At 72.8% G+C, this 21,423-nt stretch carries 15 protein-coding genes; 9 read left to right on the top strand and 6 right to left on the bottom strand.

The window, feature by feature from the left end; translation table 11 throughout:
* Window positions 1-69: 69 nt before the first annotated feature.
* Window positions 70-1,494, bottom strand: a complete 1,425-nt coding sequence (locus AQI95_RS37865; RefSeq protein WP_067134941.1) for an FGGY-family carbohydrate kinase — start codon at window positions 1,492-1,494, stop codon at window positions 70-72.
* A gap of 367 nt (window positions 1,495-1,861) precedes the next feature.
* On the opposite strand from AQI95_RS37865, the gene AQI95_RS37860 reads away from it, so the two are divergent.
* Both AQI95_RS37860 and AQI95_RS37855 read left to right on the top strand, forming a co-directional pair.
* Complete coding sequence (locus AQI95_RS37860) at window positions 1,862-2,884, top strand: 2-hydroxyacid dehydrogenase (RefSeq protein ID WP_067134939.1); 1,023 nt, start codon at window positions 1,862-1,864, stop codon at window positions 2,882-2,884.
* A gap of 18 nt (window positions 2,885-2,902) precedes the next feature.
* Complete coding sequence (locus AQI95_RS37855) at window positions 2,903-4,330, top strand: FGGY-family carbohydrate kinase (protein ID WP_067134937.1); 1,428 nt, start codon at window positions 2,903-2,905, stop codon at window positions 4,328-4,330.
* Between the two features lie 20 nt (window positions 4,331-4,350).
* Here the strand turns inward: AQI95_RS37855 and AQI95_RS37850 are convergent, their stop codons facing one another.
* Window positions 4,351-4,995, bottom strand: a complete 645-nt coding sequence (locus AQI95_RS37850) for a DsbA family protein (RefSeq protein ID WP_067134935.1) — start codon at window positions 4,993-4,995, stop codon at window positions 4,351-4,353.
* Between the two features lie 137 nt (window positions 4,996-5,132).
* Here AQI95_RS37850 and pepN point away from each other — a divergent pair, with 137 nt between their 5' ends.
* The 4 genes from pepN to AQI95_RS37830 all read left to right on the top strand — a co-directional run bounded on the left by pepN (window position 5,133) and on the right by AQI95_RS37830 (window position 10,494).
* Window positions 5,133-7,712 (top strand): aminopeptidase N, encoded by a 2,580-nt coding sequence (pepN, locus tag AQI95_RS37845; protein WP_067134933.1) that lies wholly within the window; start codon window positions 5,133-5,135, stop codon window positions 7,710-7,712.
* A 207-nt stretch (window positions 7,713-7,919) separates the two neighbouring features.
* On the top strand, window positions 7,920-8,957 hold the full coding sequence (locus tag AQI95_RS37840) for a hypothetical protein (RefSeq protein ID WP_067134931.1): 1,038 nt from the start codon (window positions 7,920-7,922) through the stop codon (window positions 8,955-8,957).
* A gap of 107 nt (window positions 8,958-9,064) precedes the next feature.
* Window positions 9,065-9,595, top strand: a complete 531-nt coding sequence (locus AQI95_RS37835) for a GNAT family N-acetyltransferase (RefSeq protein ID WP_067135003.1) — start codon at window positions 9,065-9,067, stop codon at window positions 9,593-9,595.
* Window positions 9,596-9,684: 89 nt separating this feature from the next.
* Window positions 9,685-10,494, top strand: coding sequence for an SGNH/GDSL hydrolase family protein (locus AQI95_RS37830; RefSeq protein ID WP_067134929.1), 810 nt, complete (start codon window positions 9,685-9,687; stop codon window positions 10,492-10,494).
* A 16-nt stretch (window positions 10,495-10,510) separates the two neighbouring features.
* Here AQI95_RS37830 and AQI95_RS37825 read toward each other — a convergent pair whose 3' ends face one another.
* From AQI95_RS37825 to AQI95_RS37810, 4 genes are all read right to left on the bottom strand, one after another.
* Window positions 10,511-11,704 carry a glycosyltransferase gene (locus tag AQI95_RS37825; RefSeq protein WP_067135001.1) on the bottom strand — a complete coding sequence of 398 codons (1,194 nt, stop codon included), beginning with the start codon at window positions 11,702-11,704 and terminating at the stop codon, window positions 10,511-10,513.
* A gap of 151 nt (window positions 11,705-11,855) precedes the next feature.
* On the bottom strand, window positions 11,856-12,992 hold the full coding sequence (locus AQI95_RS37820; protein ID WP_208614367.1) for a serine hydrolase domain-containing protein: 1,137 nt from the start codon (window positions 12,990-12,992) through the stop codon (window positions 11,856-11,858).
* A gap of 106 nt (window positions 12,993-13,098) precedes the next feature.
* Window positions 13,099-14,871 (bottom strand): TIGR03767 family metallophosphoesterase, encoded by a 1,773-nt coding sequence (locus tag AQI95_RS37815; protein ID WP_067134927.1) that lies wholly within the window; start codon window positions 14,869-14,871, stop codon window positions 13,099-13,101.
* A gap of 200 nt (window positions 14,872-15,071) precedes the next feature.
* Complete coding sequence (locus AQI95_RS37810) at window positions 15,072-15,557, bottom strand: NUDIX hydrolase (protein WP_208614366.1); 486 nt, start codon at window positions 15,555-15,557, stop codon at window positions 15,072-15,074.
* A gap of 139 nt (window positions 15,558-15,696) precedes the next feature.
* Between AQI95_RS37810 and AQI95_RS37805 the strand changes: the two genes are divergently transcribed.
* The 3 genes from AQI95_RS37805 to AQI95_RS37795 all read left to right on the top strand — a co-directional run bounded on the left by AQI95_RS37805 (window position 15,697) and on the right by AQI95_RS37795 (window position 21,118).
* Entirely contained in the window at window positions 15,697-16,251 is a 555-nt protein-coding gene (locus AQI95_RS37805; RefSeq protein WP_067134923.1) for a CGNR zinc finger domain-containing protein, read from the top strand.
* A gap of 153 nt (window positions 16,252-16,404) precedes the next feature.
* The gene (locus AQI95_RS37800; protein ID WP_067134921.1) at window positions 16,405-19,734 is read left to right on the top strand and encodes a S8 family serine peptidase; all 3,330 of its coding nucleotides are present in this window, start codon (window positions 16,405-16,407) and stop codon (window positions 19,732-19,734) included.
* A 364-nt stretch (window positions 19,735-20,098) separates the two neighbouring features.
* Window positions 20,099-21,118: an aspartate-semialdehyde dehydrogenase gene (locus tag AQI95_RS37795; protein ID WP_067134919.1), complete on the top strand. Its 1,020-nt coding sequence runs from the start codon at window positions 20,099-20,101 to the stop codon at window positions 21,116-21,118.
* Window positions 21,119-21,423 lie beyond the last annotated feature (305 nt).

Genomic DNA, 21,423 nt, shown 5'->3' with positions numbered 1-21,423 from the left:
TATGACCCCTGCAAGACTTGCCCGATCTGTCCATCCGATCGAGCTAAAACCCGAGCAGCAGGTTTTGTGCTAGACCGTCCGGATCCGGGCACGCGCGTGCGCCGCGACCTCCGTCGGCAGCCAGCCCCGCGCCGTCAGCTCGTCGACCAGGCGTGCGTACGGCTCCGCGAAGCGGGCGGTGCGCTCCGGGCGCGGGTGCACGACCCGACCGGACCGGACCATGGCCTCGGCCGAGTCCGCGAGCGTGGCCGCGGCGCCGGTGCCGTACGCGGCCAGGGCCGCCATGCCGAGGGCGGGTTCGGTGCGCTCGGGGACGCGGACCGGGCGGCCGAGGACGTCGGCGCGCAGCTGGGTCCAGTAGGCGCTGCGGGCCGCGCCGCCGGTGAAGGTGAGGGGGCCGTCCACGGGGGCGCCGAGCAGGTGGAGATAGTCCAGGCAGAGGCGTTCGGTGAAGGCCACGCCCTGTAGGAGGGCAGCCCACAGGTCGGCGTCCGACTCCGGGGCGCCGAGGAGCAGCGCGGTGGCGTGCGGGGCGCGGAAGGGGAAGCGTTCGCCGGGAGAGACCAGCGGGTAGGCGACGGCGCCCGAGGGTTCGTGGGCGGCCGCGCGGGCGTCCAGCGCGGCCGGGTCGGCGTCCGGGAAGCGGTCCGTGAGGACGCCGGCGCCGACGCTGGACGCCCCGCCGGGCAGCCAGGTCCCGTCCGGCGCACGGTGGTTGTAGACCACGCCGGCCGGGTCGCGGACCGGCTGCGCGGCGGCCCCCTTCAGCACCAGCGTCGTGCCGAGCACCGAGTTCCAGGCGCCGGTGCGCAGCGCGCCGGAGGCGATCTGGGCCGCGCAGCCGTCGGTCATCCCGGCGACGACCGGGGTGCCGGCGGGGATGCCGGTGGCGTCGGCGGCGGCCGCGCAGACCTCGCCGAGCCGGGTGCCGGGCCGTACGACGTCCGGGAGGGCGCCGGCCGGGAGTCCGGTGCGGTCGGGCCAGCGCTCGCGTTCGACGTCGTAGGCCGTCTTCAGGGCGTGGCTGGAGTCGGTGGGCACGGGCCGGCCGGTCAGCCGTGCGGTGATGACGTCCGGCTGGTGCGCCACCCGCCCGGCGCCGTACCGGTCGAGGAGCCAGCGGGCCTTGGGCAGCGCCCAGGTGTCCTGCACGGCGAGGCCCGCCGAGCGCAGTCGGCCAGCCTCGGCCGCCGCACGCCCGTCGTCGTACATGAGCGCGGGGCTCGTCGGGCGTCCCGCGGCGTCCGTGAGCAGGACGGTGCCGGAGGTCGCGCACACCGCGAGCCCGGCCGGCTCCGCGCGCGCCGCGCCGAGTGCCGCCCGGCAGGCCGCGCGGACCGCCTCCCACCACTCCCCCGGGTCCTGCTCGTGCCGCACACCGCCGCGCCGCCCGCGCACCAGGGGTGCGCTGCCGCTGCCGAGGACCGCGCCGTCGGCCGTCACGAGCAGGGCGCGCACCCCCTGCGTACCGAGGTCGATCCCGAGCCACGCCACCGCCGTCGGACCTCCCGCACTTCGCGTCCGCTTCTGTGAACTTCCCACTCCTCCGCGACATTTCCCGCTGTTTTCCCCGTGCACAAGGGATTGACGCCCATCCCCCGCCGTTACACCCTCTGTTGTCGAGCCGTCTCACCCTGTCAACCCCGTCCGCCCCGGGAGACCATGAGCAGCGACACCGGCCCCCCGCAGAAGGCCGCGCTCGCCGCGCGGGCGCTGGAGCACGTGGAGCCGGGGTGTCCTGTGTGGAGGCGGTCGAGCAGCTGCGGGTGGACGTCGGGGCCGCGCCCGGCCCATGACGAACACGTCCGGGTGACGCCGGACTCGTCCATGTCTTCGACACCGAGACGGGAGATGCCCCGCGATGACGTCCCGCGTGCGCGTGGTGGCCGCCGGCGACCACTTCGTCCTGCCGCCGCTGATCACGGCCGCCCTCGGCAAGGAGGCCGACTGCGAGGTGCGGGAACTGACGCTCGGCTGGCCGCTGGCGCCGTTCGGGCCGGTCGCCGAGGTGAGCGAGGCCAGCGACGCCGAGGACGAGCTGATCGCGGCCCTCGCCGGTGCCGAGGTGCTCGTCACGCAGATGGGCCCGGTCACCGCCCGGGTCCTCGCCGCGTGCCCGGCGCTGCGGCTGGTCGTGGTCTGCCGGGGCGGCCCGGTGAACGTCAACCTGGAGGCGGCGAGAGAGCACGACGTACGGGTCTGCTTCGCGCCCGGCCGCAACGCGGCCGCCACCGCCGAGTTCACCGTCGGCCTGCTGCTCGCCGCCCTGCGCCGCATCCCCCAGGCCCATGGCCTGCTGGCCGGGCGGGGCAGTTGGGACGGCGCCGCCTACTACACGTACGAGCACAGCGGTCTGGAACTGGAGGACCTGCCGGTCGGGCTCGTCGGGTACGGCGCGGTGGGCAGCCGGGTCGCGCGGGTGCTGTGCGCCTTCGGGGCGCGGGTGATGGTCCACGACCCGTACGTGCGCGGCGAGGTGCACGGGCTGCGCCTGGCCTCGCTGCCGGAGCTGCTGCGCCGCTCGCGGGTGGTCACCCTGCACGCCCGGCTCACCGAGGAGACCCGCGGACTGCTCGGCGCGCGCGAGCTGGCGCTGCTGCCGCCCGGCGCGGTGGTGGTCAACGCGGCGCGAGGGCCGCTGCTGGACGAGGACGCGCTGTGCGACGCGCTCGCGGACGGGCGCCTCGGCGCGGCGGCCCTCGACACCTACGCCCGTGAACCGCTCCCGCCGGACTCACGGCTGCGCGCGCTCGCGGACCGGGTCGTGCTCACCCCGCACCTCGGGGGCGCGAGCCGGGCGGTGGCGGAGAAGGCCGCGCGGATCGCGGCGGCCGAGGTGGGCCGCTGGCTGCGCGGGGAGCCGCTCGCCAACTGTCTGACCTGAGGACGCCGGGAGGCGCGCATGTTCGTCGGGATCGATGTGGGTACGTCCGTGGTGAAGGCGGCGGCCTTCGACCGTGCCGGCCGTCAACTGGCCGTGGAGGCACGGCCGGTGGGGCTCCATGTGCGGGCCGGGACCGTCGAGCAGGACATGCGGGAGGTGTACGCGGCCGTGGTGGACGTGCTGCGGGTGGTGACCGGGCGGCTCGGGGAGCCCGTGGAGCTGGCCGGGCTGACCGGGCAGGGCGACGGGGTGTGGCTGGTGGACGAGGCGGGCCGGCCGGTGCGGCCGGCGATCTCCTGGATGGACGGGCGGACGCACGAACTGGTGGACCAGTGGCTGGCCGACGGCACCTTCGAGGCCGTGTTCCGGCGCACCGGCAGCGCGCTGTTCCCGGGCTGTCCGGGCCCGCTGCTGGCCTGGCTGGACCGGCACGAGCCGGCCTCACTGGACCGGGCCGCCGCGGCCGTCTGCTGCAAGGACATGGTCTTCCAGCGGCTGACCGGCGCCGGGCGGGCGGTGACGGACGTGTCGGACGCGTCGATGCCGTTCCTGGACCCGCGCACCCGCCGCTACGACGACGGGGTCGTGGAACTGCTCGGGCTGACCCGCCGGCGGTGGCTGCTGCCCGCGATCGGCGACCCGATCGCGACGGGCACGGCGGGCGGCGAGGGCCTGCCGGCCGGCACCCGGCTCGCGAACGGCCCGTACGACCTGCCCGCGTGCGCGCTCGGCGCGGGCGTCACCGCGCCCGGCGACGGGCTGCTGATCGTCGGCACGTGCCTGGCGAGCCTGGTCGCCACCGCCGAGGTGGACCTCGGCGGGGAACCGGCCGGGCTGTACATCTCCACCGACCGGCCGGGCCACCGGCTGCGCGCGATGCCCGCGATGGTCGGTACGGCGGCCCTGGACTGGGTGCTGGCCACGACGGGCGCCCGGCACGAGGAGCTGGACGCCCTGCTGGCCGAGGCCCCGCCCGGCTCGTCGGGGGTGCGGGTGCTGCCGTACTTCGCGCCGTCCGGTGAGCGCGCTCCCTTCGTGGAGCCCGGGCTGCGGGCCGAACTGCTCGGTGTCTGTCTGGAGACCCGGCCCGCCCATCTGGTCCGCGCCACCTGCGAGGGCATCGGCTACGCGGCCCGGCACTGCCTGACCGCGGCCGGGCTGACCGGGACGCTCGCGGTGTGCGGCGGCGGCACCCGCAGCCCCGCCTGGACGCGGCTGCTGGCGGATGTGCTGGGCCGGCCGCTGCGGGTGGTGGAGGGCGAGGTCGGCGCGCGGGGCGCGGTGCTGGCTGCGGCCGAGCGCCACGGCGTCGCGCTGGACCGGGCGGCCTGGACCGAGCCGGCCCGCGTCGTCGAGCCGGACCCGGACCGGGCCGCGTACTACGCCAAGGGGTACGAGGAGCACCTGGAGCTGCTGGCGGGGGCCAGGCAGCGGGCCCGGCGCTGACCGGGCCCGCTCACCGGCCGCTACAGGTTGCTGAAGTCGGGGCCCGCGGTGCGGGTGCGCTTGATCTCGTAGAAGCCCGGTACGGAGGCGACGGCGACCGCGCCGTCCCACAGGCGGGCCGCCGCCTCGCCCTTGGGGGCGGGGGTGACGACGGGTCCGAAGAAGGCGATCTGCTCACCGTCGGGGCCGGGCAGCGCGACGACCGGGGTGCCGACGTCCTGGCCGACCTTGTCGATGCCCTCCTTGTGGGAGGTGCGCAGCTCCGTGTCGTAGGTGTCCTTGTCGCCGAAGTCGATCAGGTCGGCGGGCAGGTCCGCGTCGGCGAGGGCGGCGGCGATGCTCTCGCGGTTCACGCCGAGGCCCTCGTTGTGGAAGCGGGTGCCGAGGGCGGTGTAGAGGCGGCCGACCACGTCGTCGCCGTGCAGCTGCTGGGCGGCGGTCACCACCCGGACCGGCCACCAGGTCTTTCCGCCGGGCCGCATGTTCTCGGCGTACTCCTCGGGCAGCTCCTCCAGTCTGTTCTCGTTGAGCACCGACAGGCTCATCACGTGCCAGCGGACCTCGATGTCGCGGACCTTCTCCACTTCCAGGACCCAGCGGGAGGTCATCCAGGCCCAGGGGCACACCGGGTCGAACCAGAAGTCGACGGGGGTCTTCTCCGACATGTCTCTCCTCAGGGGGGCTCTTTCCCGGGTGAACGCCCTGGTTCGCCCGGCCATTCCCTGGTGCCCGCCGTCAGGGGCACATGGCAGGATCGGTCCTGTTCAGCCGTCATCCACGCGACCACGAGGAAGTGCCGCCCGTGCCCGGTGAGAATCTGTCCCGCGACGAGGCCCGGGAGCGGGCCGCTCTGCTGTCCGTCGACGGGTACGACGTGTCCCTGGACCTGAGGTCCGCCGTCGGCGACGGGGACGGCGAGCCGCGTACGTTCCGCTCGGTGACCACGATCCGCTTCCGCTGCAACGAGCCGGGCGCTTCGAGCTTCGCCGACCTGATCGCGCCGAGCGTGACCTCCGTCTCGCTCAACGGCCGGGATCTGGACCCGGGCCAGGTCTTCGACGGCGCACGGATCCTGCTGGAGGAGCTGGCCGCGGAGAACGAGCTGGTGGTGGACGCGAATTGCGCCTACTCGCGCACCGGCGAGGGCCTGCACCGCTTCGTCGACCCCGAGGACGGCGAGGTCTATCTCTACACCCAGTACGAGCCGGCCGACTCCCGCCGCGTCTTCGCGAACTTCGAGCAGCCGGACCTGAAGGCGCCCTACCGCTTCGAGGTGCGGGCGCCCGAGGGCTGGACGGTGTGGAGCAACGGCGCGGGCGAACGGGCCGACGGCGTGTGGCGGTTCGCGGAGACCAAGCCGATCTCGACGTACATCACGTGCGTGGTGGCGGGTCCGTACCACTACGTCACCGACTCCTACACCCGCACCTTCGAGGACGGGACCAAGCTGGAGATCCCGCTGGGCGCGCTGTGCCGCAAGGGTCTCGCCCCGTACTTCGACGCCGACGACGTCTTCCTGATCACCAAGCAGGGCCTGGACTTCTTCCACGACCACTTCGACCACCCGTACCCGTTCGGCAAGTACGACCAGGCGTTCGTGCCGGAGTACAACCTGGGCGCGATGGAGAACCCGGGTCTGGTGACCTTCCGCGAGGAGTACATCTTCCGCGGCAAGGTGACGCAGGCGTCGTACGAGGCGCGGGCGAACGTCGTCCTGCACGAGATGGCGCACATGTGGTTCGGCGACCTGGTCACCATGGAGTGGTGGGACGACCTGTGGCTGAAGGAGTCCTTCGCGGACTTCATGGGCTCGTTCGCGAACGTGGGCGCGACCCGTTTCACCGGTGCCTGGATCACCTTCGCCAACCGCCGCAAGGCCTGGGCGTACCGCGCGGACCAGCTGCCGTCCACGCACCCGATCACGGCGGACATCCGTGACCTGGAGGACGCCAAGCTGAACTTCGACGGCATCACCTACGCCAAGGGCGCCTCGGTGCTCAAGCAGCTGGTGGCGTACGTCGGCCAGGACGCCTTCCTGGAGGGCGCCCGCCGCTACTTCAAGCGGCACGCGTACGGCAACACGCGCCTCGGCGACCTGCTGTCGGTGCTGGGCGAGACCAGCGGCCGGGACATGTCCGCGTGGGCGCGTTCCTGGCTGCAGACGGCCGGGGTGAACTCGCTGACGCCGCAGGTGCTGCTGGACCCGGCGGGCCGGGTGGCCGAGCTGGCGGTGGTGCAGGAGGCACCCGAGTCGCATCCCGAGGAGCGCCCGCACCGCGTCGCGGTGGGCCTGTACCGGCGTACGCCCGAGGGCGCGCTGGAGCGGTACGCGCGCGTGGAGACCGATGTGGAGGGTCCGCGCGCGGTCGTGTCGGACCTCGCGGGCGCCGAGGCCCCGGATCTGGTCCTGGTCAACGACGACGACCTGACGTACTGCAAGATCCGCTTCGACGACACCTCGCTGGCCACGCTCAAGGAGCACCTGGGCGCGCTGACCGATCCGCTGGCCCGTGCCCTGTGCTGGTCGGCGCTGTGGAACATGACCCGGGACGCGCTGCTGCCGGCGCGGGACTTCGTCTCTCTGGTGCTGCGGTTCGGCGGCCGGGAGTCCGACATCGGTGTGCTGCAGATGCTGCACGCGTGGGCGGACTCGGCGCTGGTGCACTACGCGGCGCCCGAGTGGCGGCGCGCCGGCGCCGAGCTGCTGGCGCAGGGGGCGCTGCGGGAGCTGCGGGCGGCCGAGCCGGGCAGCGAGCACCAGCTGGCCTGGGCCCGGTTCTTCGCGACCGTGGCCGTCGTCGAGCCGGATCTGAAGCTGCTGACGGAGCTGCTGGACGGCACGTCGGCGATCGACGGCCTGGACGTGGACCAGGAACTGCGCTGGGCGTTCCTGGAGCCGCTGGCGGCGCACGGCGCGGCCGATGAGTCCGCCCTGGCGGCGGAGCTGGCCCGCGACGACACCGCGTCGGGCAAGCGGCATCAGGTCCGCTGCCTGGCGGCCCGTCCGTCGGCGGCGGTCAAGGCGCAGGCGTGGGCCCAGGTGGTGGAGTCCGACGCGCTGTCGAACGCGCTGGTGGAGGCCACGATCGCGGGCTTCGACCAGCCCTCGCAGCGGGAGCTGACCGCGCCGTACGCCGAGAAGTACTTCGCGGCGATCGAGCGGCTGTGGCGGGAGCGGTCGATCCAGATCGGCATGGATGTCGTGCGGGGCCTGTTCCCGGCGCTGCAGGACCGCCCGGAGACGCTGGCGGCGACGGACGCCTGGCTTCAGGCGCACCCGGACGCGGCGCCGGCGCTGCGCCGGCTGGTGCTGGAGGCGCGGGACGACCTGGCACGGGCACTGCGCGCACAGGCGTGCGACGCGACGGCGGTCGACGACTGACCATTGGCCTGAGCTTGGGCCGCCGGTGACCGTTACGGAATTCGTGTCATCGGAACCGTAACCCCTGGTCCGCACCCGATCGGACCAGGGGTTTCTCATCCCTAGTCGGCACCCGAACACTTGACCTTTAGTCCCACCTTGTCCGTATTCATCGACGGCCCTGTAACAGCGGTTAAAGAGGGGTCCGAGCGCGGGAATCCCGACGCCATGACGCACAACACCCCGCTCTCCCCCCGCCCCCTGCGCCACCTCTCCGAGGCCCACCACCGCGTCCTGACGGTGGCTCAACTCCGCTCCCACGGTGTGACGTCGGCCGACCTGACCGAGCAGTGCCGCCCCGGCGGCCCCTGGCAGCAGCTGCTGCCGAACGTGATCCTGCTGCACCCCGGCCCGCCGACGAGCGAGGAGCGCCTGCACGGCGCGCTGCTGTACGCGGCCCGGGAGTCGGCGCCGGGCGTCCCGGCCCAGCCGACGGCGCAGGACACGCACCGCCCGCTCTACGCGGACGCGATGATCACGGGCCTGGCCGCCCTCACCCTCCACGGCTTCTCGGCCACCCCGCCGCTGAACTCCCTGGACCACGTCGACGTCCTGGTCCCCCGGCTGCGCCGGCTGCGCTCCGCGGGGTACGTCCGGGTCCTGCGCACCCCCGCGCTGCCCAAGCCCAAGGCGGTGACGGGCCTGCCGGTGGCACCGGTGCCGCGGGCGCTCGCCGACGCGGTGGCGGAGCTGACCGACGCACAGGCGGTACGGCGGCTGCTGACCGAGGCGGTGCGCGGCGGCCACTGCGAACCGGCCGCCGCGGTACGGGAGTTGACCCACGCCAAGCTGCTGAGCCGGCCCCATGTGGTGGACGCGGTGGACGCGCTGCTGGCCGAGGGCCGCGCGATCGCCGAGGACCGGCTGTACCGCATGGTCCGCGAGTACGGGCTGCCCGACCCGGTCTGGAACGTCGACCTGCGCCTGCCCGGCGGCCCGCACCTCGGCGGCCTGGACGCGTACTGGCCCGACCAGGCGGTGGCGGTGGAGCTGGACACCCGCGCGCCCCGCCAGGACGACGACGCGCTGTGGTCGGAGTACGCCCGCAAGCGCGAGCACCTGGAACGGCTGGGGATCACGGTCGTGTACGTCACCCCGAGGAAGCTCAGGGACGCGATGGAGCAGCAGGCGACGGTGATCCGTACGGCGCTGATGGCGTCCGTCGACCGCGATCCGGCCGCCTACGTCGTGGTGCTTCCCCGGTAGTGACGGACCGGGAGGCATCAGGGAGGGCCTGGGGAGCCCTCAGGAGGGGAGAGGAGGGGCCGCCGGACCGTTTCCGGCGGCCCCTCCTCATGGTTACGGTGGCCGGTGTGACCGATGAGACCGTCGCGCTGCGACCCGTCCGCGAGGCCGACCTGCCCGTGCTGGAACGCTTCCTCACCGATCCCGACGCGGTCGGCCCCTTCCAGTGGTACGGCTACCCGGACCCCGGCCGGTTCCGGCGGCGCTGGGCGGAGAACGGGCTGCTCGGCGAGGACGGCGGCCAGTTGATCGTCACGACCGGCGACGCGCCGCTCGGCTTCGTGGCCTGGCGCAAGGTCGTCGTCTCGCCGTCGACCCACTGCTGGAACATCGGCGCCCAGCTGCTGCCCGAGGCCCGCGGGCGGGGCATCGGCAGCCGGGCCCAACTGCAGCTCGTCCGCTACCTCTTCGCCCACACCCCCGTGATGCGCGTCGAGGCCGACACCGAGGCCGAGAACATCGCCGAGCAGCGGGCCCTGGAGAAGGCCGGCTTCACCCGCGAGGGCGTGCTGCGCGGCATCGTCTTCCGGGACGGGCGATGGCGGGACGGCGTCGCCTACAGCGTGCTGCGCGGCGATCCGCTGCCCGCGCTCACCTAGGCGCGGTCACTCGGCGTCACCGCGGAAAGTTCACCCGGTCGGACGAGTCCGGCGGGCGGTGGGCGATCGGGGAGCGGTACACGGGACGTATGCGACATTCCCGGACAGCGGCGTGTGCGACCTCCCTTCTGCTCGCGAGCGCCTGCCTCTTCGCCGCCCCCACGTCGGCGCAGGGGGCGCCCATGACACCGGCCGTCGGCTATGTGGCCCTCGGCGACTCCTACTCCTCCGGTGCCGGTGCCGGCGACTACCTGCCCGGCCCCAAGGGCTGCAAGCGCAGCAACCGGGCGTACCCCGTCCTGTGGGCCTCGGCGCACGGGACGACGTCCTTCGCCTTCCCCGCGTGCAACGGCGCCGGGACGAAGGACGTCCTGTCCGGCCAGCTCGGCCCGCTCGGCCCCCGCACCAGGCTGGTCACCCTCACCGTCGGCGGCAGCGACTCCGGCTTCGCCTCCGTCATGGCGATCTGCGACCTGGGCGGAACCAGCCGCTGCCTGTCGACCGTCGCCCGCGCCCGCTCGAAGGTCGACGGGACCCTCGTGCGCAATCTGGACCGGCTCTACTCCGCCATCCGGGACCGGGCCCCCGCCGCCCATGTGGTGGTGCTCGGCTATCCGCACCTGTACCACCTCCACGGCTCCTGCGAGGTCGGCCTCCAGGACCGGGCGCGCGCGGCCGTCAACGACGGCGTGGACCACCTCGACACCGTGATCGCCCGGCGTGCCGCCGCCCACGGGTTCACCTTCGCCGACGTCCGGGGCACCTTCGCCGGCCACGAGATCTGCTCCCGGAGCCCGTGGATGCACGGCATCGACGTACTGGCTCCCACCGAGTCGTACCACCCGACGGCGCCGGGGCAGTCGCACGGCTACCTTCCGGCCCTCGCCCGGGTCTCCTGATCCGGGCGACGGCCGGCTACAGCGGTTCCGGGAGCGAGGGCGCGGGGGCGGCCTCCGCGTGCAGCCGGTCGAGCAGCGCCGCGTAGGCCGCGATCATCCGGGTGCGGCTGAACCGCTCGCGGGCGGCCTCCAGGGCCGGGGCGAGGTCCGCGCGGCCCGCGACCGCGGCCGACCACGACAGGGCGATCGCACCCGGGTCCGGCGGGGTGACGAAGCCGAGCCCGGTGACGATGGCCGCGCTGTCGCCGACGTCGGTGGTCACCGGAACCGCGCCGCACATCATGCCCTCGATCAGGCACAGGGGCGCCGCCTCCCCGCAGACCGAGGTCAGCGCGACGACATCGGCGGCGGCGTAGACGGCCGGCATGTCGTGCCGTACGCCGAGCAGATGCACCCGGTCGGCGAGGGCCGGCGCGTCCGCGAAGGCGTCGGCGAGGTCCGCGCGCAGCCCGGAGTTGCCCGGGGTCATCCCGGCGCCGCACATCACCACGTGCCCGCCGCCCTCACGGGCGAGCCAGGTGCGGGCCGCGCGCAGCAGCAGGGGGACGTTCTTCATCGCGGCGTACCGGGCCGCGAAGACGATCACGGGTGCCCGGTCGGGGATGCCGAGCGCGGTGCGCAAGGCGAGGCGGGCCGCCGGGTCGGGACGGAAGCGGAGCAGGTCGACGCCGTTGGGGATGACGTGCAGCAGCCCGGCCGGGATGCCGGCGGCCTCGTAGGCGGCGCGCGTGGACTCGGCGCAGCACACGCACGCGGCCACCGTGCCGTCGGCTATGGCGGCCTTCAGCTCGTCCAGCGCGGGGCCCTGGTTCTCCGGGTCGGAGCGGTGCAGACCGACCACGACCGGGCGGCGGGGCAGGCCGGCCTGGTTCAGCAGGGCCAGCGGCTGCTCCTTCAGGGAGAGGATCACATCCGCCCCGGCCATCGCCCGTGCGGTTTCGGCCAGCTCAGGTCCGCTGAAAACATTCGCCGCGAGCGCCCCGTCCACCAGGCCGGCGCTGCGGCCGAGCGAGGTGACGCCGACGCCGCCGGCGGTCAGCGCCCGGTAGCAGTGGTCGTCCTCCATGCGCTGCCGAGTGGCCTCGCGGAGGACCTCGCCATGGATGCTGAGCACCTGGTGGGACTGGCCGCCCTCGGCCAGTCCCAGTACGACGTCACTGTGCACGATCCGGGCTCCTCCGGAGAAGAAGCCCTCGTAGACCGACAGCACACGCAGCCCGTGCGAAGCGCGCACACGACCACCCGCCTTGCATAAATGATCGAGAAGATCGAGCCATCCCCGTGAACAGCGGGTTAGCCGATATGAGGCGGTACGGACATTGCGTACGCGTTAACACGAAACGACGCGTATGAAACGTTGGCTAACAGAATTCCCCGTCGAGTACGGGCGCCGTCTCCCCGCTCCAGTCGCCGTTGAAATTGACGGCCACGGAATGCCGGCCGTCCTCCGTCGCCGCCGCCTCGGACGAGGAGCCGTGGATGCCTCCGGTGTGGCCCCAGACATGGACGCCGCAGGTCAGCGTGGTCTCCATGAGGCCGAGGCCGTAGCGGACATTGGGCGCGATGCCTGTGTCGACGGTGGTCTTCATCTCCTTCAGCTGCTCGGGCGGAAGGAGTTTCCCGCCGAGCAGTGCGCCGTAGAAGCGGTCCAGGTCGGCGGAGTCCGAGATCATCTCACCGGCGGAGGAGCCGATGGACGGGTTGAGCGTCGTCACGTCGTACGTCGGGCCGTGCGGGTTCTTGAATTTCGAGTACGCCCGGCTGCTCGGGCGCGGGAGGGTGACCTTCGTCCCCGGAAGGGAGGTCGCCGTCAGGTGCAGCGGCCGGACGATGCGGCGCGAGATCTCGGCGGCGTAGGGGTGGCCGGTCGCCTTCTCGATCACCATTCCGGCGAGTACGTAGTTGGTGTTGGAGTAGTTCCAGGAGGTGCCCGCCGCGAAGTCCGGCTTGTGCCGCATCGCGATCGCCACCAGATCGCCTGGGGTGACGGTGTCGTACCGGTGCTTCGAGAAGCCGTCCTCGGTGAAGTACGCGCGCTGGAATCCGGCGTCGGCGAGGTAGTTGTAGATGCCGCTGGTGTGGTTCAGCAGCTGCCGGAGGGTGATGTGGCGGCCGTCGTGACCGTGGCCGTGGACGACGCCGGGCAGCCACCGGTCCACGGTGTCGTCCAGGGACAGCCGGCCCTCCGCCTCCAGCTGGAGCAGGACGGTGGCGACGAAGCTCTTGGTGATGCTGGCGACGCGGTAGCGGTCGGCCGTCGAGCGCGGCGCGCCCGTGCGCAGGTCGCCCGTGCCGGCCGTGGCGGACCAGGTGCCGTGGGCGTCCCGCGCGGTGACGGTCGCACCGGGCACCCCGGCGGCGACGGCCGCCTCGATCGCCTTGCGGGTGGCGGTGTGCCGGGCGCCCCCGGGGCCGTCGGCGGCGGCCACGGCCGGAGCCGCGAGGGCCGCCGAGACGAGCAGGGCGGTGGCACCCACCAGGGTCGTGCGTACGCGCATGTCTTCCCCCAACCTGTGATGGCACCTGTGACGCAGGTGCGGTCGGGGGAAGAAACCTGTGCCGGATGCGCGAAGGTTGCTCGCCGTTAGGCCGGTTGGGTGACTTTCAGCCCTTCTTGAGCACCAGTTCGGTGTTCCGGTCCGCCGCGCTGCCGCCGAGGGTCTTGTTGGCGCCGGGGGCGTTGTAGGCCAGCTCGCGGTAGAGGGCGGCGAGCCCGGTCTGGGAGAGGTCGGCGAAGTCGGTGCGGTGCGGGGCCGCCGACTCGATCAGGGTGGTGAACAGCGAGATCGTGCCGTCCTTGTTGTCCACCAGCTCGATGATGCGGGCGAGGTGGGGGTAGTCGATGTGCGAGGCGGTGGAGATCTCCCAGAAGGAGCGCCCGGCGGAGCCCTTGTGCGGGGTGACGACGTTCTTGTGGATGTGGCCGTTCACCCAGGCCACGACGTTGGCGTGGGCGCCCAGCACCGAGAGCACCTCGGCGCCGCCGTGCCGCTTCTCGCCCGGCCGGGCCGGGTCGGGGCGGGTGTTGTCCATCGACGTGCTGGTGTGGTGGCTGAAGACGACGGCGTGGGAGTCCTTGTTGTCCTTCAGCGTCCTGTCCAGCCACGCCAGCTGGGCGGTGCCGATGGAGCCCTCGTAGTGGCCGCCGGCGTCGGTGGTGTCGAGGCTGATGCCGATGACGTCGTCGGAGATACGGAAGACGTAGTACTGGGTGCCGGCGGACAGGTTCGCCGAGGAGTAGCCGTGCCCGACCGGGCCGTGGCCCTGATGGGCGGGGTCCAGATGGGCCTTGAGGTAGTCGGCCGGGGTGTAGGGGGCGCGCTTGTCGTCTCCCGTCACCGAACGCATCGAGCGGGCGCGGGCCTTGAGGAAGTCCCGGTAGCCGGCACCCTTGGGGTCCTTGGCGTTCTTGATGGCGTCCTGGAGCTTCTTGGCGTCCGCGGCGGAGACGCTCATCAGCTTCTTCCCGGCGACGGCCGCCTCGGCGAGGTAGGGGTCGCCGTGGGAGCCGTAGCAGCCGAGCGGGAGGGTGTCGTGGTTGCCGACGGTGGAGTACCAGGGCAGCTTCAGACCGGGGCTCTGCACCTCGCGGATAGCGGCGGCCAGGAATCCCTTCAGATGCGGGAAGCCGAGCGCCTTGTCGTGGTCGCGGGTGGTGGAGTCGGGCTGCCAGTACAGCTTCAGCGCGCTGTTCTGCACGCCCTCGTAGTGCCGCGGGTCACCGGAGTTGGGGGTGATGCGGCCACCGCTCATCACCTTCATGAACCACTCCAGCTCGGAGTGGGCGTTGTTGTCGGTGTTGTCGCCGGTGGTCATCACGAAGTGGAGCGGGGCGCCGGTGGCCGGGGCGCCCTGCAGCGCGTTGACCCGTTCGACGAGCGAGATGGCGCCCTGCACGGTGAGCGCCTCCTGGGGGCGCCAGGCGTGCACGTCGGTGGAGCGCAGGTACTCCAGGCGCAGCGGGTGCTGGACGTCCTGCAGATGCAGGTCGGTGAACTGTACGAACGCGGCGAGCGCCGTGCGGCGGCCCGCCCGGCCGGACTTGGGCGTGGCCAGCTCGCTGCGCACGACCCGCGGCCACCCGCCGCCGTCGCCGAGCCGGCGGTAGCCGGAGCCGCTCTGCGGCGCGGCGACGGAGGCGAGGGTGGTGCCCTTGCTGTAGGGGGCGGGCGAAGCCGCCTCGGTGGCCCTGCCGGAGTGGGCGACGGGCGCCTCCTGCCCGCCCCCCGCGCTCGGCGACGTGGTGGCCGCCTGGCTTTCGGTGGGGCGGAGGGCGTAGCCGACACCCGCGGAGAGCGAGAGGGCTCCGGCGGCGGCAAGGACGGTACGGCGGTTGACCCCCAGGGCGGAGGTGGCGACAGAGCGTATGCGCGACATGGCGCGATCTCCCCGAATGCGAACGCGTCGGCTGTGGTCGCGGGCCGTCGCAGACGCGAACGCCCCGCTCGCTCTGGATCGTTGGCAGCGGGGATGACCTGCGCGTGAACGCGGCGGCAACGCGCAGCGCCGATCACCGTACGTGGATCACGCGGTACCGGGCTCGGTCATGGAGTGGATCGCGGGTGGCCCAGGGGCAGTTACTCCTCGTTCATCTCCCGGGGTAGGGGTGGGGCTTCGGCGGTGAGCCGGCCGTTCGCGGGACGTTCCCGCCAGAGCCGCAGGGCGAGGTCGACCAGGCGCACCCGATTCAGGTCCGGCAGGGCCGAAAGATCCTGCCATGCCGCGAAATCCGTTGATCCGCCCACTTCGTACCGCAGTTCGCCGCCGACGACCTTCCCTTCGTAGACGAGACGCAGGGCGTGGTGGTCGCTGCGGCGGCCGATGCGGGGCTCGGCGACCAGTCGCCGTGAGTCCACACCGAGCAGGCCGGTCACCTCGATGCGGTAGCCGGTCTCCTCGGTGACCTCGCGGCGGACGGTGTCGTAGGGGTCCTCGCCGTGGTCCATGCCGCCACCGGGCAGCACCCACTCGGGGGTTCCGTCGGGGCCGGGTGACCGGGCGAGCAGGATCTGTCCGTCACGGACGCATACGGCGTAGGCCGCCACCCTCAAGTTCCGTCGCATCCTCCGGACGTTAGTCCGGCATCGCCCTCCGCCCGGCCTTCCTGACATTACTAACCTTCGTAATGGATAATAGAGGGTTATATTTGATCGAGTCAACCGGTCACGTACGCTTGAAGGGTTAGCCACGAAGGAGTGCCCCATGTCCGCCGCCCTCGACCCCCGCCCCCTCACCGGCGAGCCCCTCGCGCTCGACCTGCTCAACACCCGGTGGAACCGGGACGGCGCCACCCAGGACCTGCTCGACGACACCGACGGACTGGCGGTGTGGCTCGCGAGCAACGGGCTGGCGGACGCCCACCCGGCCGACGCGGACGTGCTGCGCCATCTGCGCGAGGTCCGGGAGGCGCTCGCGGCCGCGGTGCTCGGATCACCGCGGGAGGCGGCGCCGCTCGTGGACGCCGCGCTGGCGCACGGCCGGATCCGCGCCCGGCTGACCGCCGACGGCCCCGCCGAGGAGTGGGAGTTCGCCGATCCGTCCTGGGGGCCCGCCTGGCTCGCCGCCCACGACTATCTGGACCTGCTCGGCCGAGCCCCGGACCGCATCCGCGCGTGCTCCGGCGGCGGCTGCATCCTGCATTTCTTCGACACGTCCCGCAACGGCACCCGCCGCTGGTGCTCGATGGCCGCGTGCGGCAACCGCGCGAAGGCGTCCCGGCACTACGCGCGCTCGAAGGAGAGCCCGACGCGAGAATGAACCGATCCCGCACCATAGGGTCCGGTTCCGCGCAAAACCCATCGCGGGTTTTCCCCATACGTTCATATCGATTGGGTCAACGGACCCAAAAATCCGGCCCCTTGGGAAAGGCTGAGCGCTCTCGTCCGCTCGTCCTTTACCTGAGGGATGCCGATGACCCCTACGCCTGAGCGCGATCCCATATCCGGCCCGAGACGCCTGGTCCGCACAGCCGTGGCCGTGGGCGTGGTGACGGCCCTGGCCGCGGCCGGGCCGATACCCCTGGCCCTCGCCGCGGACACTCCCCCGCCGCGCAACGCGCGGGAGGTGTCCCCGCCCGCCCCGGCCACCGCCCCCGGCGTCAAGTCCGCCCACGACAAGCTCGGTCCGGACGACGCCCGACTGCTCGCCGAGGCCGAGGCCGGCGGCGCCAAGAACGTGACGATGATGATCGCGACGGCTCCGGGGCGGACCGAGCCGGTCGCACAGGAGCTGGACGCGGTCGAGGGCGGCTCGGTGGGCCGTACCTACGACAAGCTCGGTTACGTCCGGGCCACCGTCCCCACGGGCCGGGCCGACGCCGCCGTCAAGGCCGCGGCGAGGCTGCCCTCGGTGCACGCCATCGACCTCAAGCAGGAGATCCCGCTCGACGACCCGACGCCGAGCGGCGGAGCCAAGTCCACCTCGGCCAAGGGGACTTACCCGGCACCCGGCAGGAACACCCCGGCCGAGAACCCGTACAACCCGTCCTTCGAGACCGGTGCCGTCGATTTCGTCGAGCACCACCCGAAGTGGGACGGCCGCGGCATCACCGTCGGCGTCCTGGACTCCGGCGTCGACCTCGGCCACCCCGCGCTGCAGAAGACCACCACCGGCGAGCGGAAGATCGTCGACTGGGTGACGTCGACCGACCCCGTCGTCGACGGCGACGCCACCTGGCGCCCCATGGTCACCGCCGTCTCCGGGCCCAGCTTCTCCTACGGCGGCGCGACCTGGACGGCGCCTTCCGGCTCGTACGGGATCAGCACCTTCAAGGAGTCGGCCACCACGGGCGGCGACGAGAAGGGCGACCTCGACCGGGACGGGGACACGACGGACAGCTGGGGCGTGCTGTACGACGCGTCGGCCGGCACGGTCACGCTCGACCTGGACAACGACCACGACTTCACCGACGACACCCCGATGAAGCCGTACAAGGACGGCTACCAGGTCGGATACTTCGGCACCGACGACCCGAAGACCGACGTGGCCGAGCGCGTGCCGTTCGTCGTGCAGATCCGCAAGGACGTGCCGATGGACCCCTACGGCGGTGACTGGGCCGGCAAGAAGGCCGATTTCGTCAACATCGGGGTCATCGAGTCCGAGCACGGCACCCACGTCGCCGGCATCACCGCCGCCCACGGCCTGTTCGGCGGCAGGATGAACGGGGCGGCCCCGGGGGCGAAGATCGTCTCCTCGCGGGCCTGCACCTGGACCGGCGGCTGCACCAACGTGGCCCTCACCGAGGGCATGATCGACCTGGTGGCGAACCGGGGCGTGGACATCGTCAACATGTCGATCGGCGGGCTGCCGGCGCTGAACGACGGCAACAACGCGCGCGCCGAGCTGTACACCCGGCTCATCGACACCTACGGCGTCCAACTGGTGATCTCCGCGGGCAACTCGGGGCCGGGCGCGAACACGATCGGCGACCCGGGGCTGGCCGACAAGGTGATCTCCGTCGGCGCGGGCGTCTCCCGGCAGACCTGGGCCGCGAACTACGGCTCGCAGGTGCGCACGGCGTACCAGATGATGCCGTTCTCCTCGCGCGGCCCGCGGGAGGACGGCGGCTTCTCCCCCACCCTGGTCGCGCCAGGCGCCGCGATCAACACCACCCAGACCTGGCTGCCCGGCTCCCCGGTCGCCGAGGCGGGCTACACACTGCCGGCCGGCTACTCCATGCTCCAGGGCACCTCGATGGCCTCCCCGCAGGCCACCGGCGCATCGGCGCTCCTGCTGTCCGCCGCGAAGCAGAAGGGCATCGGCCTGACGCCCGCCGGACTGCGCACGGCGCTGACCTCGACGGCCGACCACATCGAGGGGGCTCAGGCCTACGAGGAGGGCGCGGGCCGCATCGACGTCGTGGACGCGTGGGACGCGATCCGCGACCACGCGACCTCGCACGACTACACCGTGAAGGCCCCGGTCGACACCGCACTCGACCAGGCGCTCAGGACACCGGGCTCCGGCACCGGCCTGTACGACCGCGAGGGCGGCCTGAAGGCGGGACAGAAGAAGACGTACGACATCACCGTCACCCGCACCTCCGGCCCGGACCGGGCGCTCCGGCACGAGCTGCACTTCGAGAACGACGCGGGCGGTACCTTCCGCGTCCTCGGCGACGACGTGGTGCGGCTGCCGCTGAACCAGCCGGTGACCGTGCGGGTCCAGGCGGCCCCGCGGTCGGCGGGCCTCAAGAGCGCGATCCTGGAGGTCGACGACCCGAGGACGGAAGGGGTCGACAAGCAGATCCTGACGACGGTCGTGGTCGCGGCCCCCGTCGAGTTCACCTACTCGGCCTCGGGTTCGGTGCAGCGCAACAGCACGCGGTCGTACTTCCTGACCGTGCCCGAGGGCGCCACGTCGCTGCAGGTCGCGATCGGCGGGCTGAAGGACCGGAGCCAGACCCGGTTCATCGCGATCCACCCCTACGGCACTCCGGTCGACAACACCGGAACTCCGTACTGCTACCCCGACTACCTGGACGGCAACGGCTGCAGGCCCGACGTGCGCTCCTACGCCGACCCGCAGCCCGGCGTCTGGGAGGTCGAGGTCGAGGCGCGCCGCACCTCGCCGCTGCTCGACAACCCGTACACGCTGGACGTCTCCGTCCTCGGCGCGGCCTTCGACCCGCAGACCGTGACCGTGCCCGAGACCAGGGCGGGCACTGCGGCCGCCGTCTCCTGGAAGGTGACCAACGCGTACGCGGCCCTCGACGGCACACTGACCGGCGGCCCGCTCGGCTCGGCCGCGGCGGCCCGGCCGTCCATCGGCCAGGGCGAGAAGCGGACCACCACGGTGGAGGTCCCGGCCGGCGCCAAGTCCCTGGACGTCGCCATCGGCGGAGTCTCGGACCCGGCCGCCGACCTTGATCTGACGGTGTACGACGCGAGCGGCAAGCAGGTCGCCCAGTCCGCCGACGGCGATGCGGAGGAGGCGGTCTCCGTGCCGTCCCCGGCCGCCGGCACCTACACCGTCGAGGTCGTGGGCTACTCGGTCCCGTCCGGCACCACCGCCTACGACTACCGGGACGTGTTCTTCTCGCCCGCGCTCGGCACGGTCGCGGTGGACGACTCGACGCCGGTCAGGCTCGGCACGGGCGACTCGGCCACGGTCACCGGACAGGTCACGGCCGCCGCCGAGGCACCGGCCGGCCGCGAGTTCTTCGGCCGGGTCCAGCTGGTGAACGCGCGCGGCACGGTCGCGGGCACCGGCAGCGTGAAGATCGGGAAGGTCACGCCGTAGCGCGGTGGCACGAGCGGGAGGGGCGGGCACCCGGCCGGGCGCCCGCCCCTTCTTCCGCCCCGCGCCCCCGCCCTGTGTGCCCCGGCTCTCACGGTGGGAGGCGTACGTCACACCGCCGTGTGGCCGGGGGCCGCAGGGGCAGGCACGGGACAGCACAGCTTGCGGCGCACGGCTCCCGCGGAGGGAATTCCTCCAGCTCAGCGGGGGGATCGGCGCAGGTGTGGAACCGTCGGCCGGGGGAATTCTGTCCCATTCCTCGGGCACGCCCGGCAAAGAATTGGACAGGTGGACCCGGGTCGGCCGCATGATGGAAAAGCCCCGGTCATGCACCTGGTCATGCAAGAGACACGAAGAGGGAGTCGCTGTGAGGGTCGGAATCGTCGGAGCCACCGGTCAGGTCGGCACGGTCATGCGCGGGATCCTCACGGAGCGGAACTTCCCGGTCACACAGCTGCGGCTGTTCGCCTCGGCCCGCTCCGCGGGCACCGTGCTGGACGGCGTGACGGTGGAGGACGCGGCGACCGCCGACTACTCCGGCCTCGACATCGTCCTGTTCTCCGCGGGCGGCGCGACCTCCAGGGCGCTGGCCGAGAAGGTCGCCGCCCAGGGCGCCGTAGTGATCGACAACTCCTCGGCCTGGCGCAAGGACCCCGAGGTTCCGCTGGTCGTCTCCGAGGTGAACCCGCACGCGGTCGCCGACCGGCCCAAGGGCATCATCGCCAACCCCAACTGCACCACGATGGCCGCGATGCCGGTGCTCAAGCCGCTGCACGAGGAGGCCGGTCTGGAGGCCCTGGTCGTCGCCACCTACCAGGCGGTGTCCGGCTCGGGCCTCGCGGGCGTGGCCGAGCTGCACGGCCAGGCGCAGAAGGTCGTCGCCGAGGCCGACAGGCTCACCCACGACGGCGCGGCGGTCGACTTCCCCGAGCCCCAGGTCTACAAGCGGCCGATCGCCTTCAACGTGCTTCCGCTGGCGGGCTCGATCGTCGACGACGGTCTGAACGAGACCGACGAGGAGCAGAAGCTGCGCAACGAGTCCCGCAAGATCCTGGAGATCCCGGGTCTGAAGGTCTCCGGCACCTGTGTGCGCGTCCCGGTCTTCTCCGGCCACTCCCTCCAGGTCAACGCCCGCTTCGCCCGCCCGCTCCCCCCTGAGCGCGCGACGGAGCTGCTGGCGAAGGCCCCGGGCGTGGTCCTCTCCGACATCCCGACCCCGCTGCAGGCGGCCGGCCAGGACCCGTCGTTCGTCGGCCGCGTGCGCCGTGACGAGACGGTGGACAACGGCCTCGCGCTGTTCATCTCCAACGACAACCTCCGCAAGGGCGCCGCGCTGAACGCGGTGCAGATCGCGGAGCTGGTGGCGGCGGAGCTGTCCGCGAAGTAGCCGGCCGTGGGGCAGCGGGGCGGTCATGTGCGCGTGGCCGCCAGCGCGCACCCGGCCGTCGCGGCGAAGGCCCACCGCCACGGCGCCCCAGGGCCGGGTGCGGCAGATGTCCGGCGGGGCGCCGAGCTGGGTGGAAGCCATACCCGGGAGCCTTTTACGAACCCGGCCGAGGAACTGTGGGGGGGAGGCTGTATGTCTCCCAGAGCAGGGTTGCACCGCTCCAGCCGCCGGGTGGCCCTGACCCCGCTCGGCGAACGGTTCCTGGAGCGGCTGCGCCCGGCGTACGACTCCCTGCACGCGGGCCC

Source organism: Streptomyces yokosukanensis (assembly GCF_001514035.1).
In the GTDB taxonomy this organism is placed as follows: domain Bacteria; phylum Actinomycetota; class Actinomycetes; order Streptomycetales; family Streptomycetaceae; genus Streptomyces; species Streptomyces yokosukanensis.
Note: the sequence above shows the minus strand (reverse complement) of the source record. Positions and strands in the feature narration are given on the sequence as shown.

What these genes read in the sequence shown, in the direction of transcription:
- AQI95_RS37830 (WP_067134929.1), top strand. Translation starts at nt 9,685, where the DNA reads ATGCGACATTCCCGGACAGCGGCGTGTGCGACCTCCCTTCTGCTCGCG.
- AQI95_RS37800 (WP_067134921.1), top strand. Translation starts at nt 16,405, where the DNA reads ATGACCCCTACGCCTGAGCGCGATCCCATATCCGGCCCGAGACGCCTG.
- AQI95_RS37840 (WP_067134931.1), top strand. Translation starts at nt 7,920, where the DNA reads ATGACGCACAACACCCCGCTCTCCCCCCGCCCCCTGCGCCACCTCTCC.
- AQI95_RS37810 (WP_208614366.1), bottom strand. Translation starts at nt 15,557, where the DNA reads ATGCGACGGAACTTGAGGGTGGCGGCCTACGCCGTATGCGTCCGTGAC.
- AQI95_RS37850 (WP_067134935.1), bottom strand. Translation starts at nt 4,995, where the DNA reads ATGTCGGAGAAGACCCCCGTCGACTTCTGGTTCGACCCGGTGTGCCCC.
- AQI95_RS37855 (WP_067134937.1), top strand. Translation starts at nt 2,903, where the DNA reads ATGTTCGTCGGGATCGATGTGGGTACGTCCGTGGTGAAGGCGGCGGCC.
- AQI95_RS37805 (WP_067134923.1), top strand. Translation starts at nt 15,697, where the DNA reads ATGTCCGCCGCCCTCGACCCCCGCCCCCTCACCGGCGAGCCCCTCGCG.
- AQI95_RS37815 (WP_067134927.1), bottom strand. Translation starts at nt 14,871, where the DNA reads ATGTCGCGCATACGCTCTGTCGCCACCTCCGCCCTGGGGGTCAACCGC.
- AQI95_RS37860 (WP_067134939.1), top strand. Translation starts at nt 1,862, where the DNA reads ATGACGTCCCGCGTGCGCGTGGTGGCCGCCGGCGACCACTTCGTCCTG.
- AQI95_RS37820 (WP_208614367.1), bottom strand. Translation starts at nt 12,992, where the DNA reads ATGCGCGTACGCACGACCCTGGTGGGTGCCACCGCCCTGCTCGTCTCG.